This window comes from Luteibacter sp. (assembly GCF_036500425.1).
GTDB lineage: Bacteria > Pseudomonadota > Gammaproteobacteria > Xanthomonadales > Rhodanobacteraceae > Luteibacter.
The window spans coordinates 103,930-117,211 of the sequence record NZ_DASYCB010000060.1 but is presented as its reverse complement, the minus strand read 5'-3'; the positions used below and the strand labels follow the sequence as shown (position 1 = coordinate 117,211).

Here is a 13,282-nt window from a genome sequence, read left to right as displayed (position 1 = left end):
ACTCATGCGCTGGTCGCGCGGCGCGCCCACGCGGCAGGCGTGGGTTCGGCATGGCGGTGCAGGTGTTCGCGTGCAAGCAGCTCGGCCCAGTCCTCATCGAGATCCGCACCGGGGTCGGTTACTTCGCGGTGCAGCAGGTTGCGCACCTCGCGGTAGAAGGTGGTGTCGTAAGCGCCCTGGAACATCATGGCGAGGTCGCCGCTATCGTCCCAGTGGGTTTTGCGCCCAAGCTGCGCGCGAACTTCGTCATAGAACTTCGTACCGGGCAGCGGGTACGAGACGCTTACGCCGATATCGTCGGGTGCCGCAGCCTGCACCAGCGTGCGCGTGGCGAGCAGGTCCTCGAGTTCCTCGCCGAGATAACCGAGCTGGATGAAGAAACCGACCTTGATGTCGTGGGCGCCGAGGCGTCGCCGTGCGGCGATCAGGTCGGGCACCTTGGTGCCCTTGGTCATCCGGTCGAGTACGCGCTGGCTGCCGCTTTCAGCGCCGATCCATGCTTCGACGCAACCTGCCGCAGCAAGCGCGGTGGCCATGCGTTCGCTGGAAAGATCCGCGCGCGTCTGGATCATGAAGGGTACCGAGCCATCGGTGGCCTGCAAGGCCTCGGCGAAGGCACTGACCCAGTCGATGTGGAAGCCGAAGATATCATCGGCCATCCAGATGTGGTCCGGTGCGAAGGTCTGCTTCAGGTAGGTCATTTCCGCCGCCACATCCTGCGGCGAACGCTGGTTGTAGTGGTTGCCCCAGATCGGCTTCGCGCACCAGTTGCAACGGAACGGGCAGCCACGCGATGCGGCCATGTTCAGGCTGAAGTAGCCGTGCCGTTCCATCCAGAACGCGCGGTAACGCGGCATATCGACGAGATCCCAGGCGGGTAGGCCAGAGATGCGTGGATCGGGCGGTACCACGCCAAGGCGGGTCACACGCGTTCCCGTGGGTGAGTGCGTCGCGATGCCCGGCACGCCTTCGGTCCACGCTTCGGGATCGATCGCGGGATCGCGCTCCAGCCGGTTGGCCAGTTCGATCAGCGCGCCGATGCCTTCGCCGGTCAGCACGGCATCCGCGCCTGCGGCCAGGAAGGCCTCGGGGTGATCGGAGGCGTCCGACCCGGCGACGAGGACGCGGGCGCCCTCCGCTTTCGCCTCGGCGATCATCCGGCAGGCGGCCTCGCGCATGTTGCCGAGGCACATCTTGGTGAGGAAGTTGAAGTTGTCCTCGTAGAAGACAACCAGGGACGGGTGCTGCGCCTGCACGATGGGGGCGAAGTCTTCGACCCCCTCGGCCAGCATCGCGTCGAACAGGCCGACCGCATGGTCCATGCGTTGCAGCAGGGCGGCGATCTGGAGGGTGGCGAGCGGCGGATAGGGCTTGCCGCGCTCCCACTGCTTGCGGTCATAGCGCAGGAAGTAGGAGTGGCCAACCAGGATGTTCAGCATGGGTGAAACGCCTTCGCGTCATGCGGGATAGGCGTGAGTGCCCCCGCGCCGGGAGCAGGTTGCCGCCGCGGGAAGCACAACCTTCCCGCCAGGGCCGGGCACCTACGGCGGATATCCCGGCGACTGCGACGATGGCCACCTCCGAACCTTTCGAGATACCCGAGTTCGCCGCCGATCCGTTTGGCGAGCGCATGCGCCTGGCCTACGCCCGCAGCTGGCCCGTGCTGGGCGCATCGTTCGTCTTCGCCAGCAATAGCGAGGCCCTGCTCGCCATCGCCGGCGCGGCCTACGAAGGGCTTCCCGCCCACCGCCTGGGGCCCGTCCCCCCGGTGTTCCATATCGAGCTACGCCTCGTCCCGGCCTTGGCAGGCGGCACGGGTGAGCCACCGCCCGTACAAACCTCGTCCGGCGGCGGGATGGTCATGGGCATGGTCGACGCGTCGAACCACGTGATCGTCGCGCCGGCACAACGGCGTGCCGTCATCACGATCTCGGAGGATCGGCTCGCCTATCCGTACCACGTTCGCTACGAGCTCATCGAGTTCGCGGTGTATCTGCTGGCGGCGCGTGGACAGGATCTCGTCTCGCTGCACGCGGCGTGCATTGGCGGCGAAGGGCGCGGGGTGTTGTTGTTGGGCCCCTCTGGCGCTGGCAAATCCACGCTGACCTTGCAGGCGGCGCTGGATGGCTATGACGTCATGGCCGAGGATGGCGTGTTCGTCGAGCCGAAACGCCTTCGCGCGACCGGTGTGCCGAACTACCTGCACGTGACCGACGATAGCCTGGTCTGGCTCGACCCGGCGGCGCGCCGCGCCGTGATGGCTTCGCCACGCATCCGTCGCCGTAGTGGCGTGGAAAAGTTTGAAATCGACCTGCGTACCGGTGGCCTGCATCCGGCACCTGAGCCGTTTGAAATCGTCGCGACGATCCTGCTTTCGGCGCAACGTACGGATGGCCCGTTACTCGAACCCCTGGCGCGCGATGACGCGATCGTCCGGCTTACCGCCGACCAGCCCTACGCCGCACGGCAACCTGGCTGGCGCCGCTTCGTGGATACCGCCTTGATGCGTGGCGCGTGGGTGCTGCGCCGCGGCGCCAGTCCGCGCGCCACACTGGAAGCACTGGCCCCCTGGCTCGCCCTACAGGAAGCGGTGGGCTGAGGATGCGCGTGTCACCGGCATGGCGTGGCCTGCTGGCGTTGTTGCCCCGCGCCGAGCGCCTGTCGCTGCTTACGTACGCGTTGCTGTCGGTGGGCTCGGCGATCAGCGGCAGCCTTTCGGCGGTGCTGCTGGTACCGCTCGTGCAGCCGGGCCATGCGGTGCCTTTCGCGAGCAGCCATGTGCTGGTCAACGCGGCCGGGTTCGCCGCCAGCGGTATCGCGTTCGCCCTGTTGCGCTGGCAATCGGCGCGGCTCGGTGCGGCCCAGGTCGCTCGCTTCGCCATGCGTCTGCGCGGAGGTGTCCATGCGCACCTGCTCGAGGCGAGCTTGCCTGGGCTGGCAGGCGCCAGCTCCGCCGAAATCGCCAACGTGCTGACCTTCAACAGCGAGCTGTTGGTGCAGGGTTTCGGCGCGATGCAGCAGCTCGCGGTGGCCGTGCTCACATCCCTGGTCAGCATCGCGTTCGCCTTATGGATCTCGCCGGTGTTGATGCTGGCGATCCCCGTGTTACTGCTCGCGATCCTGCTCACGTCACGCGTGACGGGGCGCGAACACGGCGAGGTTAGCCGGCGCTATGTGGCCGACATGACCGACCTGTTCTGGCACAGCGAGGATTTTCCGCGCCGGCTTCGCCACGTGCGTTCGTTCGGCAAGGAAGACTCGGAGCGTGCCAGCTATGGCGACGTGTCCCAACGTCTCGGCCAGGGCTATAAGCGCCAGCTCGAACTCGTCGCATCGAGCCGGCTGGTGCTCGAACTCGGAGCCGCGGTGGGCATCCCGGCGGTGTTCGTGCTGGCCGATCGCTCGCATGGGGTCGATGGCGCCGCGCTCGTGGCGGTCGGGCTCTTGCTCGGTCGCCTGCTTCCATACCTGATTTCAACGCGGCAGGGTTTCCAGCAACTGCGTTCCGCCGAGCCGGCGCTGGTCATGTGGCAGCGTTACATGGCGATGGACACCAGCACACAGCCGCCCACGATGGCGGCCACCGCAGGCGAAGTCATCATCGAATCCATGCGCGTGAAGCCACCCCGTGAGGGCATCGTCCTTGAAGGCCTGGTGCTGCGGCCCGGCGAGCTGGTGCTCGTCAGCGGTGATTCCGGGATAGGCAAGAGCAGTCTCGTCGATGCGCTCTCGGGCATGGCCACGCCTGACACGTTCAAGGCCAGCCACCAGGGCAGACCGCTGGCTTTCGAGGCATGGCGTGCCCACGTGGCCCGGGGTGCCTATGTCGGCCAGGGTGTGCGTCCATGGCAGCGGACCGTGCGCGAGGTGCTCGCCTGGGCCGACCCGGAGGCGTCGGAGGCGACCCTGCATGATGCGTTGCGCAGCGTCGGCCTGGATCGTCGTGTGGATGCATCGCCGGAAGGTCTCGATCTCGCCGTGCATGGCGTGGGCAGCCGCCTCTCCGGCGGTGAGCTGCAGCGGTTGATGCTTGCCCAGGTGATCCTGCGCCGGCCGGTGCTGGCGGTGCTGGATGAAGCGACCAGCGCCCTGGATGCCGCGGCCGAACTCACCGTGCTCCAGGGCGTGCGGGCGAGCCTGCCGGCGGCCGTGATCGTGGTGGTGTCGCACCGTGACGCTGTCCTGGCCCTGGCCGATGTTCACGTCCGCGTGACCGGGGATCGGGCGAATGTGGAGACTATCCCTCCCATTCGGACTATTGTTCCTTCACGCCGGCCGGCCTAACGTCGGTGCCGACGATAGCGGGGGGACCGCCCACATGGCAGCCAGGCGTACGATCAGTATTCTCTTCGCGGGCCTGGCGCTCGCGCTGGCCGGTGGCAGCGCCGGCGGCCTCGGTCGGCCCTCGTTCGACAGCGTCGCCGCACGCCACCGGCCCGATCCCTGGCATAGCGATCCCTGCGGTCCATCCCGGCCGATCGCCGGCATTTGCCGGATGCTGCGGCCCGTTAGAGGTTGAGCGCCCAACTGGGCTAACCTTGCTCCCCGATACCTGGGGAATCTCTATGCGCTGCCTGCTAACCGTCGCAACGCTGTCCATGCTCAGTGCCGCTCCCGCGTTCGCCGGCCGCGTCGCGATCGAAGTCGTGGACCCTGCGGGCAAGCCCATCCCCGATGCCGTCGTCACTTTCACCCCGAATCCTGGCACGCCCACGCGTACACCGGCGGCGGAAACACGTTACGTCGACCAGAAAGACGAGACCTTCATTCCCCACGTCACGGCGTTGCGCGCGGGCGATAGCGTGGTCTTCCGTAACAGCGACATCACGCGCCACCACGTGTACTCCTTTTCGGCACTGGAGAAGTTCGAATACATGCTCGCGCCGGGCGAGAGTTCGACCCCATTGCTGATGAAGAACCCTGGCAATGCGGCCGTGGGCTGCAATATCCACGACTACATGCTCACGTACCTGTACGTCACGAAGGACCAGGAGATGGCGGTGACCGACGCGAAGGGCAGGGCAAGCATCGATGGCGTGGCGGCCGGGCAGTACAAGGCGCACGCGTGGCATCCGCAACTGCGGCCAGGTATCGTGCCGCCGCTGCAGGGCATGACGGTGGTCGAAGGCTCGCCAACCACCTTGCGTTTCGTGCTCGCGCTGCTGCCAAATCCGCGCGGGCCGATGGATCGCGAGCACATCGGGTACTGATCCGCTGATGCGCGTGCTCGGCTTCCGCACGCGGCTGGCGCTGTTCTTCGTCGCCACCCTCATCCTCGTCCAGGGCGTCACCGCCGTGCTGGGCTACACCGTGGCGCGCCGGGAACTGGTCCAGGAGGGCGGCCGCCAGCTGGCCGCCAACGCGCGGGCGTTCGTGGCGCAGATGAACGACCTCTCGGCGAGCGTCGCGGGCGGCGTACAGATCATGTCGCTCGACTACGGCCTGCGCTCGGCGATCGCCGCCAGCGATCGCGATACGATCCTTTCCGTACTGCGCAACCACGGCCGCCGTGTGGGCGCATCGCGCATGCAACTGCTGCACCTCGACGGTAGCGTGCAGGTGGATACCGCCGGCACGGACGAAGGCAAGCCGTTTGCATGGCCCGACCTGCTTGCGCGTGCCTATGACGAGCGCACGGCGGCGATCGCGGTGGCGGATGGCAAGGCATCGTGGATCGTGGTGGTACCGATCTACGCCCCGCAGCCGGTGGGTCTCGTGGCGGCGAGCATCCCGGTCGACGATGCGCTTATCGCCCACATGCAACAGCTCTCCGCGTTGCCCCGCGACGTGGAGCTGGCGACGCCGGTGAAAGATGGCTATGCGGTGATCGCACGTGGCACCTCGCATTCGGAGCTGACGGCGCAGTATCAGGGGCCCGGCCAGCACCTTCCCGCCGAACCGAGCCTGGCACGGATCAGCGGGCGCGAGTACCTCGTGCTGGCGCAACCGCTGAGCCAGCCGCGCGGTGGAAGTGCCGTGTATGCCGTGCTGGGCTATTCGATCGACAACGCGTTGCATCCGTTCCAGTCGGTGTGGAACGCGTGGCTCGCCTTGCTCCTTCTCGCACTGGTCGCCGGTTTGCTCGTGGCGTGGCTGGTCGCACGCGGCGTGTCACGCCCGGTCGAAGCGTTAGCCGAGTCCGCACGGCGTATCGCGGGCGGCGATTATCACGATGCGCCCGACGTGCGTCGTCGCGACGAGATCGGCGAGCTCGCCACGGCGTTTCGCACCATGGGCGATGCCGTGCGCGAACGCGAGCAGCGCATCCGTCACCAGGCGCTGCATGACGAGGTCACGGGCCTGCCCAATCGCGCCGCGGCCGAAGACGTGATCGATAGCGACCTTGCCGCCTCGTCGGGCCGGCAGGGGGCGTTGTTGATCGTCGGCGTGTCTCGCTTGCCCGATATCGTGAAGACCGTGGGCCACGCCCTGGCCGACCGGCTCATGCGTGATGCGGGTCAGCGGCTCTGCCATGCGGCCGGCCAGCAGTTCGTCGGCCGTGCCACCGATACCCAGTTCGCCGTGTGGTTGCGTGGCGCCGACCGCGCCGAGGCGATCGCCGCCGCCTTCCGCATGCTGGATGCGCTCGCCCAGCCTTACCAGGAAGCCGATGTCAGCATGGACATGGGCCCGGCGGTCGGTATCGCGCTGGCGCCTGGCCATGGCGAGCGTGCCGCCCCCTTGCTGCGGCACGCCGAGGTGGCGGAGTTCGCGGCGCTGCGCTCTACCCGTGGCGTCGATGTCTACGATCCCCAGTCCGATCCACACCGGCCGGAACGCCTTGCGCTGATGAGCGAATTGCGCGCTGCCATCGATGCCGACGCACTGGAACTCTGGTTCCAGCCGAAGCAGCGCCTCGACGATGGCCGGGTGGACTCGGCCGAAGCGCTGATCCGCTGGCACCGGCCCGGCCGCGGCATGGTGCCGCCGGAACTGTTCATCACCGTGGCCGAGGAGACCGGCAACATCGGCCGCGTGACCCGCTGGGTGTTGGCCCATGGCATTGCCCACGCCGCCGAGCTGGCCCACGCCGGTCGCCCCGTACGGGTGTCGCTGAACCTTAGCGCCCGCGATATCAGCGACCCGGGCTTGCCCGACCGGGTGGCCGAGCTCCTGCATGCGCACGGCGTGCCGCCCACGGCGATCGCGCTGGAAGTGACCGAGAGCGCGGTGATCGGCGAGCCCGAAGCCGCCCTTCAAGTCCTCCGCCGGCTCGCCGATATGGGTATTGAGATGGCGATCGACGACTTTGGCATCGGCCAGACCTCGTTCGCCTACCTGCGCCGCCTGCCCGTCCGCGAACTGAAGATCGACAAAATGTTTGTCCAGCCCCTAGCCACGGATCCCACCGACCGGACCATCGTGCGTTCGCTGGTGGAACTTGGCCATCGCCTGGGATACCAGGTGACGGCCGAAGGCGTGGAGGATGCCGAGAGCATGGCTTTCCTCGCTTCGGTGGGCTGCGATCACGCACAGGGATACCATGTGGGCCGCCCGATGGATTTTGCTTCCTTCGTGGCGCACCTGGGTGCGCCGGGCCCGGGTGGGGCGTGACGCGGCGGTTTCTGTTCGCGCTAGCCATCGCCGGTTGCCTTTCCTCCTTCGCCAACGCGCAGGAGGTAAAGGTGCATGCGTTCGCCGATGCCCGGCTGGTCGACGCGCCCGATGACACGACCTTTATCAACGGTGGCCCGGGCCGCACGCGCTACGGCAGCGATGCGCACGGCCTCCGTTTTGGCGCCGCCGGCGTGGTGGTCACCGCACAGCTGACGCCGTCGGTGTTCGCGCTGGCGGACGTGCAGGTCCAGCGTACCGACCGCAACGACTGGCAGGTGCCCGAGGCTTACCTTCGCTATCGGCCGATGTCGTTGAGCGCATGGCGCCTGTCGCTGAAGGGCGGTGTGTACTTCCTGCCGATCTCGCTGGAAAACGATGGCATCGGCTGGACCAGTCCGTGGACGATCACGCCCTCTGCCTTGAACAGCTGGGTGGGCGAGGAGATCCGCGGCATCGGTGCCGAGGTACGCGAAGAGTGGCGTGGCGAAACCGGTACCGCCACCTTCGGCGCCGGGCTGGTGCGACACAACGACGTGGCCGGCCAGGCGCTCGCGGCGCGCGGCTGGTCGCTCAGCGACGTCACGATGGGGGTGGGAGGACGTCTGCCTGAGCCCGACGACCAGGGTGGCCACGAGCGTTACGCGCCGTTCCAGTCCGTTGGCGGTCGCACGGGCTGGTATGCCGATGGTGGCTGGACCTCCCAGCGGGGGTTAAAGCTGCGCGTCCTGCGCTACGACAACCGCGGAGAGCCGACCGCATCGCGCGTGTACAACGGTGATGATCATCTCTATGCCTGGCGCACGCATTTCTGGTCCGTGGGTGCCGAGCTGGAAACCGGCCCGGTCACGTGGATCGCGCAGGACATGGATGGCGATACCGAGGCATGCCCGCCGATCCGCTGTTTCCGCTATCGCTTCCAGTCCGCTTTCCTGCTGGCCGGCTGGAACCGTGGGGCGTGGCGGCCGACGCTGCGCTACGAGACGTTCCGCATCTGGGCTAACGGTGAGCATGGTCACGCACTCACCGCGGCATTGAACTGGCGGCCGCTGGACTGGCTTCGGCTGAGCGCCGAGTGGCTGAGAGTGGACGCCACCCGCGCGGGGCGTTCGGATTTCGGGTTGGGCCCGCGCGAGCGGGGCAATCAGGTGCAGGTGCTGGCGCGGTTGTTGTACTGACCGCATAGCGTCTATCGTGGCCCAGCGGGCACCCGCCCGCGCCACATCGTTCAATCTTTGGGGCATCGCGTGGAGCTGGATATCTGGGAGCGCAAATACAACCTCGCGCTGGAGCGGATGGAGCGCGACGAGCGTGACTTCCGCGCCATCGAGGAAAGCCTGCGCCGGCTCGTCCTGCGCCTGTCCGCGCTGGCCCGCGGCCAGAGCGATGCGGCCGATCGCCTGCTCGATCAGTTGGGTGAAGGCTTGCGCCAGTCATGGACGCCGGAGCAGCTCGAGCCCCTGCTTGATGGCCTGGCGGAAGCCGTCGCTGCGCTGGAGCCGCGCGTCGAAGCGGGGGTCGCCACGGTCGTTCCGCCCGTCGAGGCCGAGGTGGCTCCCGCGGAACCCGTGCGCGCATCCGAGGATGCCGAAGCGATCGCGACCTTACGGGCCGACGTCGCCAAGCTGCAAAACCTGCTGGCGGAGGTCAGTGGGCGCCTGGGTGACATGACCCGCTATCTCGTCGCCGAGCTGGAAGATGCCAGCTCGGAGTCCGATCCTGGACGCGTGCTCAGCGACCAGGTAAGCGAGCAGATGCGCCTGCTCAGCGAACACACCCAGGAGGTGGGCGATGTCGCGGCATTGCGCGAACAGGTCACCGCGCGGTTGGCCGTGATCGACCAGCATTTTCGTGACTACCGCGTGCGCGAGGATGCCCGTTCGGCTTCGTACCGTGAGCGTGCCGAGCGCATGCGCGATCGCGTGGAAGAACTCGAAACCCAGGCCACTTCGCTGCAGGATTCCCTGCGCCGCGAACACGAACTCGCGCTCACCGATCCACTGACCGGCTTGCCCAACCGGCTCGCTTATGAGCAGCGCATGGCGGCATTGGAAACCGATGTGCGCGAGGGCAGGGCGCTGGCATGCATCGGTGCGTTCGACATCGATCACTTCAAGACGATCAACGATAGCTTCGGTCATGCCGCAGGCGATGCAGTGCTGCGGATTGTCGGCCACACCCTGGCGTCAACGCTCGACGGCCGGGCCTTCGTGGCTCGCTATGGCGGCGAGGAGTTCGCCGTGGTCTTCGCGGGTCTTGGCACCGATGCGGCGCTGGTGATCGCCCGCGAGCTTTGCGCCACCGTGGAGGGCCTGGCGTTCCATGCCAGCCAGAAGCGGGTGAAGGTCACGATGTCGGGCGGGTTGACCCGCTTCGGCGCCGAGGAACTTGCCGCTACGGCATTCGACCGCGCGGACCGTGCCCTTTATGCGGCCAAGCGGGCTGGGCGTAATACCTGCATCGTCCTGTAAGCAAAAAGGGTGCCCTAACACTTCGCACACGCGATTCGCGACATGATCGATACCGGATTCCTTCAATCCCCGGCGCCCCGGAAACGTCCAGACTCGGCGGCGCCGTCTTTTTTAGACACCCGCCGCCCCTAGCGTCCCCACGCCCCCTGGAGCCCGCCATGTCCGAATCCTCCGAGAAGCCCTCTGGCCCTGACTTCAGCCAGGGCGTGCCGCTGGCATCGGTGCCCGCCGACGGGGTGCTGGCAGGGCACGTAGGGGATGAGGTGGTGATCATCGCGCGTACCGCGCAAGGCTTCGCCGCGATTACGGGTACCTGCAGCCATTACGGTGGCGCGCTGGGCGAAGGCCTGCGTGTCGGCGACACCGTGCACTGTCCGCTGCACCACGCGTGTTTCGATCTGGCGACGGGTCGCGCCCTGCGTGCACCGGCGCTGGCGCCAGTGGATCGCTGGCGGGTGGACGAGCGGGACGGCAAAGTGTTCATCACCGAGAAATTACCGGCGTATGAGCCCGCCGAACCTACCGATACGCCTGATCGCAAAATCGTCATCATCGGGGGCGGAGCGGCAGGGTTCGCCGCCGCGCAGCGCCTGCGCGACCTCGGCTTCGATGGCTCGATCACGATGATCAGCGATGACGTCAACGCGCCCTACGATCGGCCGAACGTTTCCAAGGATTACCTGGCCGGTACCGCACAGCCTGAATGGATGCCGCTGAAGGACGATGCGTTCTACAAGGAAAACCGGATCGAGCTTCGGCTTGATGTCACCGTGGATCACGTCAACGCCGAGCACTGTACGGTGACATTGGATTCCGGCGAGCGCCTCGATTACGACACGCTGTTGCTATGCACGGGCGCCGAGCCTATCCGCCCTGAGGGTCCCGGCTTCGATGATCCGAACGTCTTCACCGTGCGTACGATGGAGGATGCGCAGTCGATCATCGCCGCGCTCGAAGCCCGTGGTCCCGTCGCGGTGCTGGGCAGCAGCTTCATCGGTATGGAGGTCGCTGCATCGTTGCGCGAGCGGAAGGTCGAGGTGCACGTCATTGGGCCGGATGCGGTTCCGTTGAAGCGCGTTCTGGGCGATGAACTCGGCGCGATGATCCGCCAGCTGCACGAAGCGCACGGTGTCACCTTTCACCTTGGCAAGAAGGCGACAGGTTACGTGAATGGCGAAGTGACGCTCGATGATGGAAGCACCGTGAAGGCGTCGAAGGTCATCCTGGGCCTTGGTGTGCGTCCACGGATTTCGCTGGCGGAGGCAGCTGGCCTTGATATGGATGGGGGTGTACTGGTCGACGCCACCATGCGTACGTCCAACGAAGATATCTATGCGGCTGGCGACATCGCCCGTTTCCCCGGCCTGGACGATTCGCGTCAGCGTGTTGAACATTGGGTCGTCGCCGAACGCCATGGCCAGGTCGCCGCCGCCGCGATGCTCGGCTTCGACGAGATCTACAACGAAGCGCCGTTCTTCTGGAGCATGCATTACGACACCAGCATCCGTTACGTCGGCCATGCGATGGAATGGGACGAGATCGAAGTCCTCGGCTCCATCGCCGACAAGGATGCCGAAGTCCGCTACAAGAAAAACGGCCGCGAACTCGCCGTAGCCACCCTAAACCGCGACAAGGCATCGCTTGAAGCCGCCGAGCGCCTCGCTAACGCCTGACTCGCCCGTGGGCGCACCCTGTGCGCGATAGCTTCACGAGGCACCGCATGACGATGCGACCTGGCATCGCGCGCAAGCGCGCTCCTACACAAGAGCTGCGCAGGTTTTGTAGGAGCGCGCTTGCGCGCGATAGCCAACGAAGCGAAGACGCGTGGCGTGATCAGATCGAGCGAACGCGGAAGTTCCGTCCCTTGATCTTCCCCTCGCGCAGACGATTGAGCGCCTTGTTGGCAAGGTCGCGCTTGATCGCGACATAAGCCCGCGTCGCATACACATCGATCTTGCCGATGTCGTTCGCATTGAGGCCAGCGTCGCCCGTTAGGGCACCAAGAATGTCACCCGGACGTAGCTTGTCCTTGCGGCCAGCGTCGATCACCAGGGTCTTCATCGGCGCGAGGTTCAGCACCTTTCGGCCATCGCCCGGTTTGGCGGGGTAGCGCGGGAAGGGCTTGCCCATGCGTTCTTCGATCGCGCGGACCTTGTTGAGCTCGCGTGAGCTGGCCAGGGTGATGGCGAGGCCGCTGGCGCCTGCGCGGCCGGTACGGCCACTGCGGTGGGTGTGGGTGTCGGGGTCGTGGGCGACGTCGTAGCTGACCACCAGCGGGAGATCGGCGATGTCGAGGCCGCGGGCGGCGACGTCGGTGGCGACGAGGACGTTGCAGCTACGGTTGGCGAAACGTACGAGGGCTTCGTCGCGATCGCGCTGTTCGAGGTCGCCGTGCAGGGCTAGCGAACTGAAGCCGAGCTGGTCGAGCGCGGCGGCGAGTTCGTCGGTGTCTTTGCGCATGTTGCAGAACACCAGGGTCGATTCCGGCTTCTCGTGGTTGAGGATCCGCGCGAGTACGTCGGTCTTCAGCGCCGGCTCCACTTCGACCAGGCGTTGTTCGATCGTGCTTTCCGTATGCGGTTCGTCGATAGTGACGATGACCGGATCCTTCTGCACGCGGCCGCTCACCGCGCGGATCTCATCGGGGTATGTGGCCGAGAACAGCAGGGTCTGGTGGTGCTTTGAGATGCGCTTGATGATGTCGTCGATGGCTTCTTCAAAGCCCATGTCGAGCATGCGATCGGCTTCATCGAGCACGAACGTGTTGATGCCCCCGCCGTGCAGGCTGCCGCGCTTCAGGTGTTCCTGCACGCGGCCGGGCGTGCCGACCACGATATGCGGATCATGTTCCAGCGACGCGAGCTGCGGGCCGAGCGGCATGCCGCCGCACAGGGTCAGCAGCTTCACGTTGGGAATGTTCACCGCGAGCCGGCGGATCGACTTGGCGACCTGATCTGCCAGCTCGCGGGTGGGGCAGAGCACCAGTGCCTGCAGGCGGATCTCCGAGGGGTCCAGACGCTGCAGCAGGCCCAGGCCGAAGGCGGCGGTCTTGCCGCTGCCGGTGCGGGCCTCGGCCATCACATCGCGGCCGGCCAGGATCGGCGGCAGGCTTTCGTGCTGCACCGGGGTCATCTCGGTGTAGCCGATGGTATCGATGGCCGCGAGGAGCGCGGGCGAGAGGGGGAGCTGGGAGAAGGTGTTCATGCGGGGGATTTTCGCATGAAAGGGTGGGGTGGCCTCGGATCGCGCGCAAGCGC

Annotated in this window: 9 protein-coding genes; 7 read left to right on the top strand and 2 right to left on the bottom strand. The window is 66.7% G+C overall.

Annotated features, from left to right (window positions below; genetic code table 11):
* Positions 1-2: 2 nt before the first annotated feature.
* Positions 3-1,439, bottom strand: coding sequence for a radical SAM protein (locus VGN46_RS15790; RefSeq protein ID WP_331644894.1), 1,437 nt, complete (start codon positions 1,437-1,439; stop codon positions 3-5).
* Positions 1,440-1,570: 131 nt separating this feature from the next.
* Here VGN46_RS15790 and VGN46_RS15785 point away from each other — a divergent pair, with 131 nt between their 5' ends.
* The 7 genes from VGN46_RS15785 (at position 1,571) to VGN46_RS15755 (ending at position 11,698) form a co-directional block, all read left to right on the top strand.
* Positions 1,571-2,599: a serine kinase gene (locus VGN46_RS15785; RefSeq protein WP_331644892.1), complete on the top strand. Its 1,029-nt coding sequence runs from the start codon at positions 1,571-1,573 to the stop codon at positions 2,597-2,599.
* Between the two features lie 2 nt (positions 2,600-2,601).
* Positions 2,602-4,284, top strand: coding sequence for an ABC transporter ATP-binding protein (locus tag VGN46_RS15780; protein WP_331644890.1), 1,683 nt, complete (start codon positions 2,602-2,604; stop codon positions 4,282-4,284).
* Positions 4,285-4,565: 281 nt separating this feature from the next.
* Positions 4,566-5,210: a carboxypeptidase regulatory-like domain-containing protein gene (locus tag VGN46_RS15775; RefSeq protein WP_331644888.1), complete on the top strand. Its 645-nt coding sequence runs from the start codon at positions 4,566-4,568 to the stop codon at positions 5,208-5,210.
* Between the two features lie 7 nt (positions 5,211-5,217).
* Positions 5,218-7,554: a putative bifunctional diguanylate cyclase/phosphodiesterase gene (locus tag VGN46_RS15770; protein ID WP_331644886.1), complete on the top strand. Its 2,337-nt coding sequence runs from the start codon at positions 5,218-5,220 to the stop codon at positions 7,552-7,554.
* Positions 7,551-8,732 carry a hypothetical protein gene (locus tag VGN46_RS15765; RefSeq protein WP_331644884.1) on the top strand — a complete coding sequence of 394 codons (1,182 nt, stop codon included), beginning with the start codon at positions 7,551-7,553 and terminating at the stop codon, positions 8,730-8,732. Before VGN46_RS15770 ends, VGN46_RS15765 begins: the two co-directional genes overlap by 4 nt.
* Before the next feature lie 69 nt (positions 8,733-8,801).
* Positions 8,802-10,025: a diguanylate cyclase gene (locus tag VGN46_RS15760; protein WP_331644882.1), complete on the top strand. Its 1,224-nt coding sequence runs from the start codon at positions 8,802-8,804 to the stop codon at positions 10,023-10,025.
* Positions 10,026-10,183: 158 nt separating this feature from the next.
* Positions 10,184-11,698, top strand: a complete 1,515-nt coding sequence (locus tag VGN46_RS15755) for an FAD-dependent oxidoreductase (protein ID WP_331644880.1) — start codon at positions 10,184-10,186, stop codon at positions 11,696-11,698.
* A gap of 160 nt (positions 11,699-11,858) precedes the next feature.
* Here VGN46_RS15755 and dbpA read toward each other — a convergent pair whose 3' ends face one another.
* A complete protein-coding gene (gene dbpA / locus VGN46_RS15750; protein ID WP_331644878.1) occupies positions 11,859-13,229 on the bottom strand; it encodes an ATP-dependent RNA helicase DbpA in 1,371 nt (456 codons plus the stop codon).
* Positions 13,230-13,282 lie beyond the last annotated feature (53 nt).

Excerpts from the sequence above, each read along its gene's own strand:
- VGN46_RS15790 (WP_331644894.1), bottom strand. The coding sequence starts at position 1,439 with ATGCTGAACATCCTGGTTGGCCACTCCTACTTCCTGCGCTATGACCGC.
- VGN46_RS15785 (WP_331644892.1), top strand. The coding sequence starts at position 1,571 with ATGGCCACCTCCGAACCTTTCGAGATACCCGAGTTCGCCGCCGATCCG.
- VGN46_RS15780 (WP_331644890.1), top strand. The coding sequence starts at position 2,602 with ATGCGCGTGTCACCGGCATGGCGTGGCCTGCTGGCGTTGTTGCCCCGC.
- VGN46_RS15775 (WP_331644888.1), top strand. The coding sequence starts at position 4,566 with ATGCGCTGCCTGCTAACCGTCGCAACGCTGTCCATGCTCAGTGCCGCT.
- VGN46_RS15770 (WP_331644886.1), top strand. The coding sequence starts at position 5,218 with ATGCGCGTGCTCGGCTTCCGCACGCGGCTGGCGCTGTTCTTCGTCGCC.
- VGN46_RS15755 (WP_331644880.1), top strand. The coding sequence starts at position 10,184 with ATGTCCGAATCCTCCGAGAAGCCCTCTGGCCCTGACTTCAGCCAGGGC.
- dbpA (WP_331644878.1), bottom strand. The coding sequence starts at position 13,229 with ATGAACACCTTCTCCCAGCTCCCCCTCTCGCCCGCGCTCCTCGCGGCC.